The following is a 19,269-nucleotide window of genomic DNA, read 5'->3' as shown; positions in this document are numbered from 1 at the left end:
TTTTTCCTTTCTATTCCGTTTTTATGCCGAAAGAGTGCGCATATTCCTCTAGCGCATTTTCGAAACAGGCCAAAGGTGCTCGAACTGTTCCCGCACCGATCTGTCCGATTCCGGCTTCCTTGTGAGCGATCCCTGTATTGATCAGCGGTGTGATCCCCGTTTCTACGACTTTGCGAATGTCGATCCCGAGACACGTTCCTCGGAAATCCCATGTCGGGATCGTCCATGCTGGGTTTTGTCCCACACAAATTTCTGCCATCTCATTTGAGATCGATAAGGCATCCTGGAACCCGCCTGCACCAACGAAACGAGTGACACCTGGAGCGGCCACCATAGCCATTCCGCCAACGCCGACTGTTTCAGTGATAGCACTGTCTCCCATATCCGGGTTTCCATCCTCTTCAGAAAAACCAGTAAAATACAAGCCTTTTGGCAGATTCACGGGTGCGGTGAACCATTGATCCTGTGTCTCGGCGATACGAACACCAAAATCAACCCCGTTTCTCGTAAGCGTGGTGACGATCGTCCCTTTCGCCTCTTTTCGTGCGCAGTCAACGATCGCTTTTCCCGCAGCCATCATGATGTTCAAGAAGAATTGATCCGTATCCGCCAAGAATTTCATGACCTCCTGCTTGTCCTTCTCGTCCATCTCCAAACAAACGATCAAAGGAGCGATCTCCCTCAAGAAGTTCAATGATGCCGCAAAATTCCGTTGATGGAATTCATCTCCCATCGTGATCGAACGCGCGATCAAGACACTTAAATTCAATCCATTCTCGCTTTGCTTCAGAGCGCCTGACAAAGTCGGCCCCAACACATCCTTCATCCAATTCAGGCGATTTACCACCTCTTGGGAGAAGGCGCCGAAGCGTAAGACTTTTCCGATTCCTTCATTCATCGTGCAGTAGCCCTTTGAGCCATCCAAACGGTTTTCAACAACGAATACCGGCATATTAGCAGACGTGATACCGCCCATCGGACCGACCGCATGAACATGGTGGCAAGGAATAAAACGAATCTCTCCTGCTTCTACTAAAGCGAGGACTTCTTTTTCACTCTCAGCCCAACCTTCAAAAATTGCCGCACCGACGACAGAGCCTTTCATTGGACCCGTCATCGCCTCCCACGTGATAGGCGGTCCAGCATGTAGTAAGGTTTTTTGTGCGTCATTTAATTCCGGGATCACATTTTTTGCTGGAACAACATCCGTCAAGAAAGGCTGTGCATTCTTGATTTTATCCATGACCTGTTGATTCTCTTTCCCGATCTTATCCGCGTGCTCTTCTAGTGCATTTAAAATATGGATCATCTTTTTATTTCCGCCAGCCCGTGGTTTCCAATTGAACTGGATCGACTTGCCATCAAAGGCTTGGATCGATTCATTGAAGCTTTGAAGACCGACATTGATCACCCGCGGCTTCGTATTCAGTAATTCTGCTACGCTTGGACTGGCATAGGGGATTTCGATCGTTTCTCCTTGATAAGGAACGACCGGCTTATCCGCCTCTGTTAATTCAATGCCTTTTAGACGCAGGGCAAGTTGCACGGCCTTGGCATTGCTTTCGGCAACCAATACGTGCTGCTCCTGTAATCGCTGAACCGCCTCCTGATAATTTTGCGGATCTTTGTCTGTCCCAACGACGGTCGCGACCACTTGGAGCTCAGGATTTAGTTCTTGTGCGTCCTTGATAGCAGGCAGTAATGCACCGACCATATCTTCATGGGCGCCATACCCCAATACGATATCTACTAATAGAATTCCCGTAGAGGAGTCTTGCGCATACTCTTTAATTTTCTTTACGCGTACTTCAGGGTCGATCATCGGATGAGGTTTTCCTTGAGTATAAATATCGTCGCCTAAATCAATGATGTCATAGCCCTGTGATTTCAGGATATAACCTTCTTCTTTGACCAGTCCTTCTAATCCCAACGCCTCTGAGATAAGCATGCCTGCCTCTGCGGCCAATGTTCCGCCAGAATACAAGCCTTTAATCACTTTTCCCTCTGGAACTGTTCGTTCTGGTGGCGTCACCGCTTCAAAATAATTGGCTTTCACGGAGGCATTGTTCGCGAGATCAACGGCAATTTTCGCCGTTTCTTCAAGTGTATGAGCGAGGTAGACTTTTCCTTCATGAGCTTCCGGTTTTTCACCAAGGAAGATCGCGACAACTGGCTTCGTGATACTTTGTAAAAGCTGTACGACTTCATCACGCACTTCTTTTGCGGGCGGCTTAGAAATCACACAAATCACGTCTGTCGGTTCATGGTTTTCCAGAGCGACGATCGCATCCTTGACGGTAACCGCTCCCACTTTGTCGCTCAGATCGCGCCCGCCCGTTCCAATCGCATGGACGACCCCATTTCCTAAACGGTCAATGATCGTCGTCACCTCTTGAATCCCCGTTCCAGATGCCCCGACAACCCCAATATTTCCTGGTGCCACGACATTCGTGAATGCGATCGGGATACTCGAAAGAATGCCTGTCCCACAATCTGGTCCCATCATCAACAGACCTCTTTCATGGGCCAATTGTTTTAATCGGACTTCCTCTTCAACCGGAATATTGTCTGTAAAAGAAAAGACGTGCAGGCCTTTTTTTAAGGCCGTCTCCATTTCCGCTGCCCCGTATTCACCAGGAATACTGAAAAGAGCCATATTGGCATCGGGCATGGCATCCAGCGCTTCCTGCCACGTCGTTGCGATTTGCGCTTGTTCCTCGCTCCCTTTTGAAGACAGATCTGATAAAAATTGTTCGACCTCAGGCAGGACTTGATCCATGATCGCCGCCTGGTCGCTTTCCACAACGATCATCAGGTCATTGGGTGAAGCCGCAGTTGCCTCTTCCGTTAAAAGGTTTGTATTATTTAAAATGTCTTTATTTGCATTTGTTCCCATCATGATTTGACTCATCGTAACCGTCTCTAAGTCATTGATTCGATTCGTCAACAACATCAAATTGATCGAATCTTGATAATTGTTCTTTAAAATAACCGTATGTAACATTTTATTCCCTGCCTTTCTTCCAACATCTTCATTTTAAATCCAAAAGATTGCGTTTTCATCAGACGATATTCTAAAATGAAGCTATGCTTTTTATCCAAAAGAGGCAAAAAGGAGAATTCGATGAAATTAAAAGAATTACTGACTATAGGAGAGCTAAGAAATTGTAAGATTCTTACGAAGGAGATCGGTCTGGACAATGAAGTAGCGTCCGCGATGGTCTTGGAGGCACTCGACATCGAGCAATGGAGTAAAAGCAATCAATTGATCCTTACTTCCTTTTACGCCTTCAATGGTATTTCAGAAGCAGATCTGGAAGATTTCTTTTATAAAATGCAGAAAATCGGTGTAAGCGGCTTGGTCGTCAAAATGGATCGTTTAATCAAGATCATTCCTGAATGGGTCATTCAATTGTCCTTCAGCTATCAGATCCCACTGATCAAGATCGCACAAGACGTTAGCTATGAAAAAATCTTGCTGACCATTTACGAGCCATTATTGAACCATCAAACGCATGTATTGAGGACCTACTATGAAGTCCGCCAGCGCTTTACACAATTGGAACGCCACCATCCTTCCCTACAGAAAATCATGGAAGAGTTTTACCTTCTTTTTCATTCTCCCTGCAGCCTGAAAATGTTCGATCATCAATTGGAGATCACTTTTGGCGACGTTCCGAAAGCCCCCGTGGTCCTTGATCGGAAAAGCTTGTCGAGCGGTGAGTTCACTAAAAACGACTATACGCTGCTGACGCTTTTCTCTCAGGAACGCAGCCAAAATCAAACGGCGTTAGAGATTAGCTTATTCAATCCCTACTCCAGCCATTGTTTGTTGCTGGTCTACTTAGAGCAGCCTGAGGTCAAGGAGACAGACTTGGTGATCATTGAGAATACGATCGATGTTCTGCAAGAACGATTCAATACAGAATACTTACTAAAAAAGGAACGCTATGAACGGTTGAACAATCTCGCAGATGCCATCTTACAAAATACACCAAATAATCCAGATGAGCTGGAAAGTTTGCTGCAAGAAGCGTCCATGAACCACCATCGTTACTATCAAGCAGTCGCTTTTTCAACCAAAGAGTCCAGCATGAAATTATTGAAAGACAAGACACTCAATCTATTGAAGAGGCTAAAACCCGATTCGATCTTTTTTGACCACCACAATTATTCTCTGATTCTCTTTAACTTTGATCAAAAAAATGAAATTTCAAAAACCAGCGTAAAACGATTGCTTGCAGAAATCCTTGAGCTCCAGCCGACGACGACATTTGTTATCAGCAGTTTGAAAGAAATGACTTAAAAGAAATTTTGATGGAGTGTTTGGACATCTTACGATTCAGTGAGGAATTTTATCAAGACACGGTGGTCAGTCTAGCAGACATCGGCATTTTTCGACACTTTGTGCGTACGGAGCAGCTCCAAGCCATCGACGAAATCGTCCCTGAAAATCTGCTGCATTTATCCCAATCAAATTTCGAACTTTTCGAAACGTTTTATCAATTTTTACGCAACAATCGAAACTATAAGCAAACCGCAGAAGCGATGTTTCTTCATTCAAAAACGATCCGTTACCGTTTAAATAAAATCGAACACCTTTTGGCGATCGATCTAACCGATCCGCTCCAAGTGATGAACCACGAAGTAGGAACATATATTATAAAAATGAGGAAAAACGCCCATGAAAAAAAGCACACACTCGACACCTAATGGAACCATCGACCTGTATGAATCTCCAGAAAACAATCGCTTTGTTCTTTATCTCCACGGAGGCGGACTGGTCTATGGATCAAAAAGCGATCTCCCTACAGACCTAAAAACACGCTTTTTGACTAAAGGCTACTCCGTGATTGCCTTAGATTATCCATTGGCACCCAATCATTCATTGAAAGAAATCCTTGAGGCGCTAGAGAAAACAGTCAGCTACCTGCTGGATACGATCATAAAAGACCGACCTTTTGGTATCTGCGGCCGCTCTGCCGGTAGTTTTCTGATGCTTCATCTAACGAAATACTTACAAAAAGCCCATGTATCGCCACATTTCTTAGTCAATTTTTACGGCTACACGGACCTGCAATTTATCGATGATCCTCGCGAACTGATTCCACAAAAAATCGAAGCCAAACAAATCGAAGGAATCGACTTAAAGAGTCCTATCCAAGATGACCCTTCGCTGTCTCGTTACCTGCTCTATCATTATGCGGTCCAGCAGCACCTGCTTCCAGAATACTATGGCATAGAGACATTGGCTGAGTTTGCATTAACAAAAGAAGCACTAAAACACTTCCCAAGGACATTCAGTACGGCCAGCACTTCGGACAAAGAAATTCCTTTTCGCTACAGCAAATCTCTCGCTCGCAGCATCCCGAACAGCCGCTTTGTTCCCCTGTATTACTTGGACCACGATTTCCTGAAAGACATAGAAAAACCCGAGGTACAACGCCTGTTGGATACGTTGGAGGAGTGGTTGGAGGAACAAAAAAAACAGGTGTGAACACTCACTGTTCACACCTGCTTCGTCTTAATAAAATACCTCATCTAAAAACAGACCTTGCGCCGGTGCAGTCTCCCCCGCAGCTTCTCGAACTTTGTTTTCTAATACGTCATCGATCACGGTGACTGGCAATTTTCCTAAACCAATCTCTAAGATAGTCCCCATCAAGATACGGACCATCTTATGTAAAAAACCGTTACCGACAAACGTGAATCGCAGCATACTTCCTTCACGTTCGATTGAAATTTTTTCAATCGTTCGTGTCGTTGATTTTTTCGATTTCTTCAATGCAGAAAAACCGATAAAATCATGCGTCCCCACTAATTTTTCACAGGCTTCATTCATTTTCTCCATGTCTAATTTATCAGGCACGTAAAAGCTGTGATAGCGTTCAAAGGCGGTTGGAATCGAATCATTCCAAACATAATAGCTGTACTGCTTGCCCTTCACATTATAACGAGCATGGAAGCGTTCCGGCATCTCTTCCACCTTCTTCACGACGATGTCACTTGGCAGATAACGATTAAAGAACGTTAGCATTTCATTCCGCGCCATTTCCGAGTTCGTTTTAAAATTCGCGACTTGCCCATGGGCATGAGCCCCCGCGTCGGTTCGGCCAGAGCCAATAATCTCGATTTTCTCGCCAGTCATTTGCGCGATCACACTTTCGATCTTCCCTTGGATCGTCTTTTCTGAATCCCCTAAACGCTGCCAGCCCAGATAACGTTTGCCATCGTATTCGATGGTTAATTTCATATTTCGCATAGGATAATATCCTCCTCTATAGTTTCCACTGACTCACTGTACCACAGAAGTCTGAGATGCTCTAGTGGCAGAAATGTAGTATCACCTGATAGACTCAGTAAAATATAGTTATATTAATCCTGTCCATCTATATATTATATGCAATTCTTTTTTATTAAATTTAGAAAAAAAACTTAAGTTAACTAACTACTCAGTACTTAGTTTTATTGATATAATGGGGAAAGAAACGAGGAGATGACATGCAATCCGCTGTATTATTAAAAATAAAATCATTAGAATCAAGTTTTACTTCTAGTGAACACGAGATCAGTAAATTTGTAATTGAAAATCCTGAATATGTTATTTCAAATACCATCACAAATTTAGCCAAAAAAACCGATACTTCGGAAGCAAGCATTAATCGCTTCAGTAAAAAAATTGGTTTTAAAGGGTTCAATAAATTTAAGATCGCATTAGCTCAAAGTATGACTCACTTGGAAGATCAAGAAAAGTCTTTCGATGAATCGAACTTGATTGAGTACGTAACGCTTGATTATAAGAAAATGTTAACGAATACATGCGCGATGTTGGATGCTCAAAATATTGAAGATGCTGCGTCAATGATCACGCTCAATCGTAAAGTATTTATTTTATCAATCTATAATACTTCTTTTGTCAGCAAAGAATTTGCCTTCAAATTGCGGCAATTAGGTATGGAAGTTACTACCTTAAAAGAGAACCTAGAAACCCAATTGGCGATTGAAAATATGAGCAGCGATTCGGTCCTAATCGCCGTTGTCCCTTCAGTGATAACCAAAGATATTATTCCTTTCTTAACGAAAATTAAGCGAAAAGATGTAAAAACCATTTTGATTTCAAGTAATGACAATCCGAAAGTCAGTGATATGATTGATATCAAATTCATTATTCCAGACCATATGTCCGCGAATAATTCGCTCGTACTGACAAACTCTGTCATGATCTCTTTGGTTTTCGATATTATTTTCGCAACAATTTTACGAGACAATCGGGGACTACGTCAGCGAAAACTAAGCAGCGATACGATTATCAATTCCTATGAATCTGCTGATTCTGCTATTTACGAGTGGTAATAAAAATACTCAATCAACCGTTTAACGTTGATTGAGTATTTTTATTTAATTGGATTTAGTCAGTACTTTTTGTGCCAATGCGAAATTCCCGACTGTAGCACTAGTGTTATCTTGAAAAGCTGAAGTAACAATGAAATCATCTAATTCTGGGACAGAAACATAACCCGCATTAATCATTACAAATTGTTCGCGTGCCAATTCCATCAATCCTTCATTGATGACTCCCCCTCCAAAAATAATTTTTTCTGGTGCAAAATTTACTCGTAGATTATAAGCTAATTGCGCTAAATAATTAGCTTCAATCGACCAGACAGGATGATCTTGCGGAAGCATTTCACCACGGACCCCCGTTCGTTTTTCAATACTTGGGCCAGCCGCAACTCCTTCAAAACAACTTCCACCATGATAAGGACACACACCCGAAAAATCTACATCATTCTTATGTCGATGAACATACCCATGGCCTATTTCTAAGTGCGTCGTTCCACCAACAAATTGGTCATTTTGGATCACACCAGCTCCGATTCCGGTTCCAACCGTGATATATACGCAAGAGTTCACATTTTTAGCATCCCCCATTGTAAATTCTCCATAAGCGCTCGAGTTCACATCAGTTGTTAGAAATATTGGACCTGAAAACCATTCTTTTACTGCTTGGATAAAGTTAAACCCTTGCCAAGCCTTTTTTGGCGAAGCCAAAATTTTACCATAAGTTGATGACGTTGAGTCAATATCTACTGGACCAAATGTTCCGATGCCCAATGCATCTACTGGGTAATAGCTAAAAAAATCTTTTACTTGCTCCATAGTCTCTCTTGGTTCCATGGTTGAAAAAGTGTTTGTTTCAAGAATCTTAAGTTGTTCATTACCTACAGCACAAACAAATTTTGTTCCACCTGCTTCAATACTTCCAAATCTTTTTTGTGACATCTAATCTTCCTTTCGAAACAAATGGCTAGACGCTTACGCATCTAGCCGATTACTTGCTTTCTAATTAATGCTTTAAATTGATCATGTTCTTCTTCAATATCCTGTAGAGTTATCTGGTTTGTCTTCAAGAGGTATTGATAGTCATAAAAACTTGGTAAATGGCTTAAATTTAACAAATATTTTGCAAAAGCATTCGCTGCTATTTCACTTGTTCGACGAATATGCGCTTTTCGAGAAATTCCTAAAATTTTTGCACTTTCGATCGGTGCAAATTGATCATAGACATGGGTTCTACCTTTTTCTTCTAAATAATGAAAATATTCATGGGATAAAATAATTCGCTTCATTTCTTTTAATCCCAAATGGTTTGCTTCAGCCAATTGAACAATGGATTTTTCATACAAGTAAACAAGATGGTTGCCTTTTCGATCCGATTCAAATTGCGCGCGCATCTGAACCTTATAGAAAACGCCGTCATGTTTTTCTTCTTTTATTTCGATTTCATTGTCCTCGTAAAGTGCAAAAATATCCTTTGACTTTGATTTTGAAGCAAAACTTTTGCCAATTGCCAAAGATTTCTCAAGATAATGCCAAAGATCCTCTGATGGTATCTTATGGAATAGCATATCCTGCTTCAATTCCAAATAAGCTAAAAATTCGTCCGAAAAATAATCCATTATTGCTCCTTTTTATTTGTATGCTACCGCTATGACTTCCTCATTATTATCCAAATTTTCTGTCTCAACATCCATGATTGATGTTAATTGTTCTAATGTTTGCATTCCAGTCAAGTCTAACATTTTTTCTCTAAAGAACAAGAATACTTTCGGAATCGTTGCATTGGCATCTGAATAAATTGTATGTTCATCAATAAAAGAAAGAAACTCTTTGTCTGATTGATTTTTAGGAAATTTGAAATAGTGAGCATTACTATGTTTGAAACGAACAACGCCTTCACGGTCAACTACACAAACATTCGTCCGTTTACTTTTAAAGAAAAGTTTCTTCTTGATGATTGTCGCATCCATCAAGTTCCAACGGCCTACCTTCCCTGCACATTTGATGCTATTCGTGTCAAGTCCCAGTGCTTCCGAAGTAATTGTCTTTAATTGATCCTCATTAACATCTGAAGCGCCTAAACTTTTCTGGCGAAGCTCTGTTGCTCCGGTCGCTACTGCACGAACAATATTACGTTGAGTATCAATCTCGATATTGACTTCAACCGTTTCTTCGTTTGCACCCGATTGAATGATTTTTTCGATAACATCTGCCCGAATCTTCTTAATATCATTTTCGCTTGGATTCGTGATAGATCGCTCGATTTGCTCGCGAACCATCGCTAAAGCGACTCCGATTGTTGAAATATAAGGTGCGTTTTTAGCTAACTTCCATTTATAGTCATAATATTCTGCTAACGCTGGTACGACGATTGCACCAGATCCTCCGCCGCCGACTAGTGTAATGAAATTGCGATCCATCTCGTATTCGTCAATCAAATCATTAATGACTGGTTCTAGTTTTTCCATTGCAAAATTCATGACTTCTTTTGCCACTTCTTCAGCAGATTTTCCAAGATAAGCTCCTAATGCATCCCACGCTTTTTTATTTGCTTCAGCATTTCCTTGGGCGTAATCTCCCTCCGGTACGTAACTTAATAAATTCGCTGCGCCTGCTAATGTATAAGAATATGCATTTGTGCCGGTACCCTGAACGATGACATATTCATTCGGATCGCCGTCACGAGGAGATACAAACTCGATTGTTGGATTATCTAAATTTTCCACGTCAGTAAAGCATTCATATTCTAGACCAGCGATATGGGCACTACGCGGACCAACATCAACGATTTTTTTGTCTTTCACACGGATCATACTTCCACCCGCAACAGCTAATGTACGAACATCCAATGAACGAAGGTACGTTTTATGACCGCCGACCTGGGCGTATTTGATCATTACTTTCCCATTCTTGATGACAGAGATATCGACACTGGTTCCACCGACTTCAAAAAAGATTCCATCGCTGACTTTTTCATACATCAATGCACCCGCAACACCAGCAGCTAATCCTGATAACATCGTTAAAATAGGCCGTTGGCGCACTTCATTGATGCTCATAACTCCACCATCACAACGCATGATCATTAAACCAGACTGAATTTTAGTATCCAATACTGCCGATTCTGTCATATTTGCCGTTTGCATCATTTTCGGAATCAATGACGCATTCACCACCGCTGTTCGCGTCCGCATTTTCAATCCATAAAGCTGGGAAATTTCGTGCCCACCCGTAGCAAATAACTCTTCTTGCTGTGCCTTTTCGATTACCTTTGTTTCATTTTCGGGATCATCCACAGAATATGCTTCACTGGCAACAATCACCTGACAGTCTTTATTGATTAATTCATGAATATTTTTTTCAACTTCTTGTTCTGTTAATTTCGATGAATCAATGAAAACATGTTCAGAATGCAAATATTTATTGGGAGCTAACTCAATATGCTCGATTGATGTTTCTTTTTTTGCGGTACGAGCGTCCATTCCAGTTCCCATACCCACAATACCGACTTTTGCTACATCACCTTCAAGTAATGCATTTGTAGCTTGAGTTGTTCCGTGGGCAATGAAAATCACATCTTCCGGAGCGATATTGTTTTCAGTCAGAAGTTTTTGGATGATTTTAACGATCCCTCTGGCTACACCATCTTCGTGAGTAGTTGGGATTTTTAATTTTGCAATCACTTCATAAGTTTCATTATCGATTGCCACTGCATCAGTGAAAGTACCACCGACATCAATTCCAATCCTTACTTTTTTTCCCATTTTTGTTTACCTCAATCTCTAATTAATATAGGAAGAACGAAGCAACAACCAAACCGAGGAAGGTTGAAACTGCTACCCAGCCAATTGTTTTCTTCATTACTTCATTAACATCTGTTTTAATAAAATCGGACACCCAAACATTATGCGAGTTGGTTGGGTCGCAGACTGCTTGAACATTACTATCTAATCGTAAAGCTACCATCGCTGCGATTGGATTCATCCCACCTGCAACTAATAGGGAAATGATGCCGCTTCCTAATCCCCAAACATTTAACGGACCACGATAAATTGCTAAAGGTGAAAGTAGTCCAAAAATCAGAACAAACATCAATTGATTTTTAGGGATCATCATAGAGATTGCTGGTTGTAAAATTGTTGATACCTCTGCAGACATTACAGCATTTAGCAGCATTCCAATACCAATCATCAAACCAGCAGCACCAGCAACCTCTTGTATTCCTTCAACAAAGGCACTACTTACGACATGAATCGGATTTTTTGGTGTACTCAAGATCAAAGTGACGAAAATTCCAACAATAATTGCAGCTACCAATGGAACTTGGAAAGCAAAAACTAGAACAACTGGAATGATCGGCGAGATCAAAGCAATACTGCGAACTTGACCATTTCTTCCTTGCTTAGTAGGCATCGCCCAAGCTTTGCGACGCTTTCCGCTGAATTTTACATAATAGACAATCATAATTACTGAGATGAGGATCAACGGTAGTCCGACCATCCATGAATACGAAGTAACTTCACTTAAATTCAAACCTAGTACGTCGATATAAACAGCTAATGTTGATACAGAGAATGTTACACCAATGCCATTTGACAGTAGTAAGATAATTCCACTGACCATTGGCGAAAGACCTGCTGATATCATAATCGGGACAATAATTGTACCAACTAAAATCACCATACCTAATCCATTGCTTGCTGCAAAAATTACAGAACAAACCGCTAAGAAGGATAAGGCAATTGGTAGTGCTCGATCCCCAGCCATTTCTGCCGCTTTTTTTATAATTGTCTCAGTGACCCCAACTTTAGATAATACTTTTCCGAACAATGATCCAAAAATCAAACCTGAAATTGCAGTCGACATTCTCATCGACCCAGCTTCTAAAACATCTTTCACAATTGTGAATTGTTCTGGGTCTTTTGATATCACTGTGATTCCCGCAATTAAAGAAATCGCGATAGCCATTATTGGCAATGCTAGAATCGTCGGGACCTTTCTTGTCATCATCAAACCAACTAAAATAAAAAATACTAACAATATTCCCACTAACTGTACCGTTGCCATTTTTTTCCTCCTAGATTTCGATAAAGCTCTTTTGCTCAATCAATTTATTTTGTAAAACTTTAATATCAATATTTCCAGTTGCTTCATTTTTTGATGCAGCCAATGCTGCTGCTGTTCCGGCTGCTTGTCCCAATGCGGTCATCGTTGGTGTCGTACGTATTGCTGCTTGAGCTTCAAAAGAAGCTGAGACACAACGTCCTGTTACAATCAGGTTGCTGATTTCATTCGTAATCATTATTTCATAAGGAATGCGATAATAGCTGTCGAATACAGTTTTATCAAATTTTTCATGCGCGACTTCTTCGGTCTGATTAGCGTGTACGGAGACAGTACCTTCCCCTTTCGGATTATGAATATCAATTGGATACCCTGAGTGGGCGATCGTAGATTTAAATGGTTTATTTTCCAAAACATCCTGATTCGTCAGCGTATATTTTCCTTTGATCTGCCTTGTTCCGCGAACACCAACACTTGGTCCACTATAAGCAATTTTCGCGTTTTCAAAACCGGGGACTGATTCAACTAAGAAGTGGTATAATTCCTCGCATTGCTTGCGTCCAATCATCTCTGCTCGGGTCAACCCCTCTGCAGATACACCGCTTTCATTAATGATCCGTGATGTGTTCATAATAAACTCTCCCGGTACATTGGTTTCAAAGAAAAGAATATCCTCTCTCGGAATGCTGATTCGACCCTCTTCTTTAGCTTTTCTAAATTCATCATCAAAACCGACGAAAGATAGAATCTCTGTATTCTTCATAACATCTAAATCTCTATTTAGCCGTGGAAACTTGTCTGGATCATTTAACACAGCCTTACGAAGCTTTTGTGTATCAACACCGTAAACCTTAAGATTCATCGTCATCGGTTGCATCGCATTGTCTGTTTCTCGCCCTAATTGGAATGGAACTTCTGACATTACGGCTAGATCTCCGTCTCCTGTTGCATCAATAAATACTTTACTGGAAATTTGTCTGATCCCATCTTTATTCACGATCGAAATGTTCTTGATTGCTCCAGCTTCTTTGTCTAACCCGATTAAGTAGGTATGGAATAAAACATCTGCCCCTGCTTCACTGACCATTTCATCTAAAACAATTTTCAATCCCTCAGCTGAAAATGGCGTTACATAAGAAATATAATTTGTTGAATCCAAGACATGACCTGGAGAATAGCCACGTTCGACTAATCGTTCAACCATTTCTTGTCCCAATCCTAAAATAACTTGTTTATCTCCAGCAAAGTATGTCATCATCGGACCAACCCCGTTTGCTGTCAAGGTTCCTCCAAAGTAACCATTTTGATCAATAATCAATGTCTTTGCACCGTTTCTTGCAGCTGCGATAGCGGCAAATGCTCCAGACATTCCTCCACCAGCTACTACTACATCATAATTTTCCTTCAAAATATTTGAATCCAAAATAATTGCAACCCCTTTCTGTTTGCGTTTACAAAAACAATAATACATCATTTCCAAAAAGTGTCAATACTTATGGAAATTTTTTTCAGATAAAGTTATACTAACTTAAAGGAGGTATCTTATGTTTCAATTATCCTATGATTACATTGATAAAGAAGTAATTTTCACAAAAATTTCACTAAAAAAAGAGTTAGAAGTAACATTTTCAAATCTTGGTGCTTCTGTTTTCGAAATTATATTTTCAGATAATAGCAATAATATGGAAAATATTTTAGTAGCCCCACCAATAGATATTTGGTTAGCTGAAAGAACATTCGCCGGCAGTATTGTCGGACCTCTAGCTGGACGATACGAAGTAGGAAACACTACTCTCGAAAAGAATCGACCCCCTCTTCATTTTCACGGAGGTTCTGATGGATGGGACAAGATGATTTGGAAACAAACAGTTACAGAAAACAATGATTCCGTCAAAATTTCCTTTAGTCATTCGACATCTCTTTATGATTCTTCCGTTATTTACACTATTGATGATAATTGTCGTTTAATTATGGAAATTTTCGTTAACCCTAAAGATACAACTTACCTCAATCCAACAAATCACATGTATTTCAATTTGAATGGTTCCGCTCTCTCACCTGTAACAGATCATTTTTTTCAAATTGAATCAGATTCAATTTTTTGCGAGGAGAATAGCTTGATTCAATCTCCTATTCCTGTAGGCGTTCCCAAACATTTAAACTTTCAGCAAATTAACCGCCTAGACTCATTACAGAATTTTGGCGGTATCAATCATACTTACGAGCTTACTGGTGAGCATTCCGGAGTTTTGAGTCACCCCACAAATGGTCGACAAATCTCTTTTACAACTTCTCTACCAAGTATCGTCGTTTATACATTCAATGTTACACAAAGAACTTTCTCAATTAATAATCAACCTTATCCTGTTTACAGTGGAATAACCCTTGAAGCACAATACCCTGCAAATAATTTGGATCTAGTAAAATTTGGCCCCGCACATCCTTATCATTCTAAGACAATATACAGTTTTTCAGTTATTTAAGTAAGATGAAAAATTATGAGAATGACTAACTATTCGCAAAAAAAATAACAACGTATATTGGGAATTTTTTATTGATCCTAACAAAAAAATCCCGATCATCTGACTCGATGATCGGGATTCTTCTCAGTTATTTTCTTAGTTTTTCGGGAAACGGGCTAGTTTTGCATAGCCTTCTAGTTCTTCTTCGATACGTAGGAATTGGTTGTATTTTTCCACGCGTTCGCTGCGGGCCATGGAGCCTGTCTTGATTTGTCCGGCATTCATCGCTACGGCGAAGTCTGCGATGAAGGTATCGCCTGTTTCACCAGAACGGTGAGAGATCATGGTCGTGTAGCCGTTGGCACGAGCCATCTTGATGGTTTCGATGGATTCTGAAACGGTACCGATTTGGTTTAGTTTGATCAAGATTGAGTTTGCAACATTCTTTTCGATTCCTTCTGCGAAGATCGCAGGGTTCGTAACGAAAATATCGTCACCGACTAATTGGATCGTATCGCCCATTGCTTCGGTCATCTGCTTGAAGCCGTCCCAGTCATGTTCTGAGAAGCCGTCTTCGATGGAGATGATTGCAGGGTATTTCTTCACGAGGTCTTGGTAATAGATCAGCATCTCATCAGAAGACATCTCTTTGCCTTCGAAGGTGTATTTCTTTGTGTCGTCGCTGTAAAATTCGCTGGAGGCTGGGTCTAATGCGATGGCGATTTCTTCACCTGGAACATAGCCTGCTTCTTTGATGGCGCGGTATAACATGTCGATCGCCGCTTCCGTGCTTGCCAGTTTGGGTGCGAACCCGCCTTCGTCGCCGACGGCTGTTTCGTAACCTTCTTTTGCAAGGACACCTTTCAAAGTGTGGTACGTATTCGCGATTTTTTCGACACCGTCACGGAAGCTTTCACGTTTTACTGGTGTGATCAAGAATTCTTGCACATCGATTCCTGAGTCAGCATGGACACCGCCGTTGATGACGTTGAAGAAGGGTTGCGGCAATTCTAGATCGACACCGCCCAGGTAACGATACAATGGAATTTTTTGGCTTTGAGCTGCTGCACGAGCAACGGCCATGGAAACACCAAGGATCGCATTTGCGCCTAGGCGTCCTTTATTGGGTGTACCGTCTAGATCGATCATTGCTTTGTCGATTTTTGCTTGGTCAAATGGAGACAAGCCCTTTAAGGCATTATTGATCTCAGTATTGACGTTTTTTACAGCTTTCATGACGCCTTTACCCATTAGGTAGTCGCCGCCATCACGCAATTCAACGGCTTCGCGATCGCCTGTAGATGCGCCGCTTGGTACTTCTGCGCGTCCTAAAGTACCGTCAGATAAAAGAACATCTGCCTCCACCGTTGGGTTTCCCCGTGAATCGAAAATTTCTCTTGCTTTTACTGTTTCAATTACGACTGTCATGTTTGTTTCCTCCTTGATTTTAACTACTCTATGTGCCCCGATAAAACCGTCTATTTCTGTGTTTCTACCCGTTCTATCCTGCTGGAGCCCGCAAAAAAAGCCTGTTACAAATGGAATACCTCTAAAAAACCTTCAGCGATTTGGCTAAAGTCTTAGAACTATTTCACTCATAACAGGCGCCATCAGCTGATTGAGTCAGCGGTTAGGAGGGGAGCACCATCCCTCTTACAAAAAGAAGGATAGCACGCTTGATTTTATTTGGCAATCGAAAACCCTCGCTGTCATTTCCCAAATAGAAACAGCTCCTTCTTCACGAAAGAGCTGTCTAGTCATTCTTATTTTCCAATTACTAATCGTCTTGTATACACAGCCTGACCCGAATGCATCACGGCATCATCGATCGCCGAGATGAGGCGTACTTGCCGCGTGACTGGCGGGTCCCAATTGGTATCGATGACGTCATCCAGGCTGCGCTCATCCAGTGTCGTCAAATATTCCTGTGTGAAGGCGATACTGTCGGCAAGATAATCCAACACCAATTGCCGATCAGATACAACGACCTTTGCGGCTTCGTCAGGTGTATGGCGATAGTCTTCTGTGTCGTCCGGCAAATCCAAATCAAATTTTTCAGACCAGCCTTTGCTTGTCCACAAGTATTCCGTCCCATTCATGTCGGAGATCTGAATATCTAGCTCTCGTGCCGTATGCCACATCAGCCAAACCACTGATTTGATCAATGGTGCCGGCATTGTATTGGCTTCTTCTGTCGTCATCTGATCGAAAGTGTCTTCAAACCGTTCTTGCGCGCGATCCATCATTTCCCTCGCGAATTGTGTATTGTCCATCACGTCTGCCTCCTCATTTGTAATACGCTACCTTCACTTTACTACGACGCTTTTTTTAGAGCAACTATTCGGGGTTCGTATACAAATAAGCAAAATCTTTTTCCACTTGTTGGGCTTCTTCGCTGTCCTCAAAGACAAAGCGGACTGCTTGTCCAGGCAACTCAAGGATCAGCTCGCGGTCTTGTCGGCGAATCTCAAGCTGCTCTTTTGAAAAGAACGCATGAGTAAAGTTCCCTAGATCGAGGGCTGGTTGGATGACCATCACCCCGGCAGAATAAAAAACCACAGGAACATCTTTGGTTGATTCTAAGAGGGAGAAATTCATCAATTCTTCCTCTGTCAGCTTCGAGTCGACATACGCCTGCAACATTAAAAACTGCTGCGCTGGAGTGAAGAGCTCTTTGAATGCGTCCATCTTCTTACTCCTCGATCAAAATCGCTGGAATACCAAAGCCCGCCAAAATGCGTGCGGAAGTATACGTATCCAAGCCTTTTCTAAACGTAATATACACCTTTTTGTCCCGAGGGATTTCATTGATCCGATCACGCAATTCGTTCATCGGAATATTTTTCGTGGCTTCGATACTGCCGGATTTGGCCTTGCCGGGTTCGCGAATGTCCAAGAAGAAGGCAGTTGCCAGATCTTCTGCTGGGATCTCTGAAGCCTTGACCGTTTCAACAACATTGGTCATTTGATTGATCGCGACGTATCCCGCAATGTTCAATGGGTCGCGGGTGGTTGAATAAGGCGGTGAGTATGGCAATTCCAGATCTGGTAAATCAAAGACCGTCAGATTTCCAGTGATCGCCACTGATAATTCACCCATGCGCTTGTCAACGCCCTTTTCCCCCACTGCTTGACCGCCTAAAATTTTCCCGCTTGTCGCGTCGAAAATGATCTTCAGATTCAGACGCGTCGCACCTGGGTAGAAATAGGCATGATCAAAGGGCGTTACAAAGACTGATTTGTAGTTGGTCACGCCCGCAGCCTTCAACGCATGCTCCGTCATTCCCGCATAGCTTGCAGTATAATCAAAAATTTTCGCGACGCCCGCACCGACATAGCCTCGGTAATGCATCGGTGTGCCGTTGATCATGTCCGCCAGCATATGGCCTTGGCGGTTTGCGGCGCTGGACAGCATACTTGAGGTGGCCAATCCAGTCACTACACTGGTCGTTTTGATGATGTCGCCGATGGCATAAATATCCGAAAGATTGGTCTCCAGCTGATCATTGACGATGATCTGTCCATCGTCCGACAACTCGATCCCTGCTGTTTTTGCGACTTCATTATTTGGTGCGACCCCGGTAGCGAAGAGGATCATGTCTGGATCGATCGTCGTGCCATCAGATAAGACGACCTCTTTTCCGGCTTGACGAATCTCTTCTACACGTGTTTCCAAGTGAACGTGCAACCCATTTTCGATCAATTTATCGTAGATCAAGTCTGCAATTTCTTCATCATAAGGAAAGGCGACCTGCGGCAATTGATCCACTAATGTCACGTCCATTCCGCGATGTTTGAAGTTTTCAGCTACTTCCAGTCCCATCACTCCAGCACCTAAAACCAGGACCTTTTTCGGATCATGAGTATCGATAAAGGTTTTGATCTCCGCTGCATTCGTTACGTTGCGTAAAACAAACCCATTTTCTGCTTTATCTGCGCCAATGATCGGCGGAAGCGTTGGACGCGCGCCTGCGGAAATAACCAATTTATCATAATTCGTAGTCGTTTCTTCTCCTGTTGCCAGGTCTTTAACGACCAATTGTTTCTTATCTGGATCAATAGCGGTCACTTCGTGTTTCGTGAAGACATCGATATTGTTTTTGACTTTTAATATTTCGGGTGTTCGCTCGATCAATGAATCCAAGTCTTCGATCACACCGCCTAGATAATAAGGCAGCGCACAACTGGCATAGGAGATATGTTCTCCACGTTCATAAATAACGATCTCATGTTCTTCATTCAAACGGCGCAACCGTGTGGCAAAGGAAGGTCCCCCTGCTACTCCGCCGATTACTACAACTTTCATGATAAAATCCCCTTTTTTATTCATCCTATTTTCCGATAGTACTATTTTTTTAGAAGTCCCGCAAAGAATTGTTCTTCTCACGAAAAAAGATCGCAC

The 19,269-nt window shown here is 41.9% G+C and carries 14 protein-coding genes, 1 pseudogene and 1 riboswitch; of the genes and pseudogenes, 4 read left to right on the top strand and 11 right to left on the bottom strand.

Annotated elements, in window-relative coordinates; genetic code table 11:
- Positions 1-10 precede the first annotated feature (10 nt).
- Positions 11-3,004 carry a DUF1116 domain-containing protein gene (gene fdrA, locus A5868_RS02620; protein ID WP_086306124.1) on the bottom strand — a complete coding sequence of 998 codons (2,994 nt, stop codon included), beginning with the start codon at positions 3,002-3,004 and terminating at the stop codon, positions 11-13.
- A 120-nt stretch (positions 3,005-3,124) separates the two neighbouring features.
- Between fdrA and A5868_RS02615 the strand changes: the two are divergent.
- A pseudogene (locus tag A5868_RS02615) lies at positions 3,125-4,713 on the top strand (PucR family transcriptional regulator).
- Complete coding sequence (locus A5868_RS02610; RefSeq protein ID WP_086306123.1) at positions 4,685-5,497, top strand: alpha/beta hydrolase; 813 nt, start codon at positions 4,685-4,687, stop codon at positions 5,495-5,497. The pseudogene A5868_RS02615 and the gene A5868_RS02610 overlap by 29 nt, the downstream one beginning before the upstream one ends.
- Before the next feature lie 27 nt (positions 5,498-5,524).
- Here the strand turns inward: A5868_RS02610 and truA are convergent, their stop codons facing one another.
- Positions 5,525-6,262 (bottom strand): tRNA pseudouridine(38-40) synthase TruA, encoded by a 738-nt coding sequence (gene truA / locus A5868_RS02605; RefSeq protein WP_086306122.1) that lies wholly within the window; start codon positions 6,260-6,262, stop codon positions 5,525-5,527.
- Positions 6,263-6,501: 239 nt separating this feature from the next.
- Between truA and A5868_RS02600 the strand changes: the two genes are divergently transcribed.
- Entirely contained in the window at positions 6,502-7,353 is an 852-nt protein-coding gene (locus tag A5868_RS02600) for a MurR/RpiR family transcriptional regulator (RefSeq protein ID WP_010781883.1), read from the top strand.
- 45 nt (positions 7,354-7,398) lie between these two features.
- On the opposite strand, the gene A5868_RS02595 is transcribed toward A5868_RS02600, so the two are convergent.
- From A5868_RS02595 to A5868_RS02575, 5 genes are read right to left on the bottom strand one after another with little or no spacing between them, the layout of a single operon-like run.
- Positions 7,399-8,283: an ROK family protein gene (locus A5868_RS02595; RefSeq protein WP_010781884.1), complete on the bottom strand. Its 885-nt coding sequence runs from the start codon at positions 8,281-8,283 to the stop codon at positions 7,399-7,401.
- Positions 8,284-8,324: 41 nt separating this feature from the next.
- Entirely contained in the window at positions 8,325-8,960 is a 636-nt protein-coding gene (locus tag A5868_RS02590; protein ID WP_010781885.1) for a hypothetical protein, read from the bottom strand.
- A gap of 12 nt (positions 8,961-8,972) precedes the next feature.
- A complete protein-coding gene (locus A5868_RS02585) occupies positions 8,973-11,105 on the bottom strand; it encodes a hydantoinase/oxoprolinase family protein (protein ID WP_086306121.1) in 2,133 nt (710 codons plus the stop codon).
- A 22-nt stretch (positions 11,106-11,127) separates the two neighbouring features.
- Positions 11,128-12,408 carry a citrate transporter gene (locus A5868_RS02580; protein WP_086306120.1) on the bottom strand — a complete coding sequence of 427 codons (1,281 nt, stop codon included), beginning with the start codon at positions 12,406-12,408 and terminating at the stop codon, positions 11,128-11,130.
- Between the two features lie 10 nt (positions 12,409-12,418).
- Positions 12,419-13,828, bottom strand: a complete 1,410-nt coding sequence (locus A5868_RS02575) for an FAD-dependent oxidoreductase (protein ID WP_254908395.1) — start codon at positions 13,826-13,828, stop codon at positions 12,419-12,421.
- A gap of 121 nt (positions 13,829-13,949) precedes the next feature.
- On the opposite strand from A5868_RS02575, the gene A5868_RS02570 reads away from it, so the two are divergent.
- Positions 13,950-14,888, top strand: a complete 939-nt coding sequence (locus A5868_RS02570; protein WP_086306119.1) for an aldose epimerase family protein — start codon at positions 13,950-13,952, stop codon at positions 14,886-14,888.
- Positions 14,889-15,023: 135 nt separating this feature from the next.
- On the opposite strand, the gene eno is transcribed toward A5868_RS02570, so the two are convergent.
- The 4 genes from eno to A5868_RS02550 form a co-directional block, all read right to left on the bottom strand.
- Complete coding sequence (gene eno / locus A5868_RS02565; RefSeq protein ID WP_086306118.1) at positions 15,024-16,295, bottom strand: phosphopyruvate hydratase; 1,272 nt, start codon at positions 16,293-16,295, stop codon at positions 15,024-15,026.
- A 166-nt stretch (positions 16,296-16,461) separates the two neighbouring features.
- A riboswitch (Fluoride riboswitch) is annotated at positions 16,462-16,528 on the bottom strand.
- Between the two features lie 102 nt (positions 16,529-16,630).
- The gene (locus tag A5868_RS02560; RefSeq protein ID WP_086306117.1) at positions 16,631-17,140 is read right to left on the bottom strand and encodes a DinB family protein; all 510 of its coding nucleotides are present in this window, start codon (positions 17,138-17,140) and stop codon (positions 16,631-16,633) included.
- A 64-nt stretch (positions 17,141-17,204) separates the two neighbouring features.
- Complete coding sequence (locus tag A5868_RS02555) at positions 17,205-17,555, bottom strand: hypothetical protein (protein WP_086306116.1); 351 nt, start codon at positions 17,553-17,555, stop codon at positions 17,205-17,207.
- Between the two features lie 4 nt (positions 17,556-17,559).
- Positions 17,560-19,173, bottom strand: coding sequence for an FAD-dependent oxidoreductase (locus A5868_RS02550; RefSeq protein ID WP_086306115.1), 1,614 nt, complete (start codon positions 19,171-19,173; stop codon positions 17,560-17,562).
- Positions 19,174-19,269: the final 96 nt, after the last annotated feature.

The organism is Enterococcus sp. 12F9_DIV0723 (genome assembly GCF_002174375.1).
GTDB lineage: Bacteria > Bacillota > Bacilli > Lactobacillales > Enterococcaceae > Enterococcus_A > Enterococcus_A gilvus.
Note: the sequence above shows the minus strand (reverse complement) of the source record. Positions and strands in the feature narration are given on the sequence as shown.

Bases quoted from the DNA above. Each gene is read 5' to 3' on its own strand.
- fdrA (WP_086306124.1), bottom strand. From the start codon at position 3,004: ATGTTACATACGGTTATTTTAAAGAACAATTATCAAGATTCGATCAAT.
- A5868_RS02610 (WP_086306123.1), top strand. From the start codon at position 4,685: ATGAAAAAAAGCACACACTCGACACCTAATGGAACCATCGACCTGTAT.
- truA (WP_086306122.1), bottom strand. From the start codon at position 6,262: ATGCGAAATATGAAATTAACCATCGAATACGATGGCAAACGTTATCTG.
- A5868_RS02600 (WP_010781883.1), top strand. From the start codon at position 6,502: ATGCAATCCGCTGTATTATTAAAAATAAAATCATTAGAATCAAGTTTT.
- A5868_RS02595 (WP_010781884.1), bottom strand. From the start codon at position 8,283: ATGTCACAAAAAAGATTTGGAAGTATTGAAGCAGGTGGAACAAAATTT.
- A5868_RS02590 (WP_010781885.1), bottom strand. From the start codon at position 8,960: ATGGATTATTTTTCGGACGAATTTTTAGCTTATTTGGAATTGAAGCAG.
- A5868_RS02585 (WP_086306121.1), bottom strand. From the start codon at position 11,105: ATGGGAAAAAAAGTAAGGATTGGAATTGATGTCGGTGGTACTTTCACT.
- A5868_RS02580 (WP_086306120.1), bottom strand. From the start codon at position 12,408: ATGGCAACGGTACAGTTAGTGGGAATATTGTTAGTATTTTTTATTTTA.
- A5868_RS02570 (WP_086306119.1), top strand. From the start codon at position 13,950: ATGTTTCAATTATCCTATGATTACATTGATAAAGAAGTAATTTTCACA.
- eno (WP_086306118.1), bottom strand. From the start codon at position 16,295: ATGACAGTCGTAATTGAAACAGTAAAAGCAAGAGAAATTTTCGATTCA.
- A5868_RS02560 (WP_086306117.1), bottom strand. From the start codon at position 17,140: ATGGACAATACACAATTCGCGAGGGAAATGATGGATCGCGCGCAAGAA.
- A5868_RS02555 (WP_086306116.1), bottom strand. From the start codon at position 17,555: ATGGACGCATTCAAAGAGCTCTTCACTCCAGCGCAGCAGTTTTTAATG.
- A5868_RS02550 (WP_086306115.1), bottom strand. From the start codon at position 19,173: ATGAAAGTTGTAGTAATCGGCGGAGTAGCAGGGGGACCTTCCTTTGCC.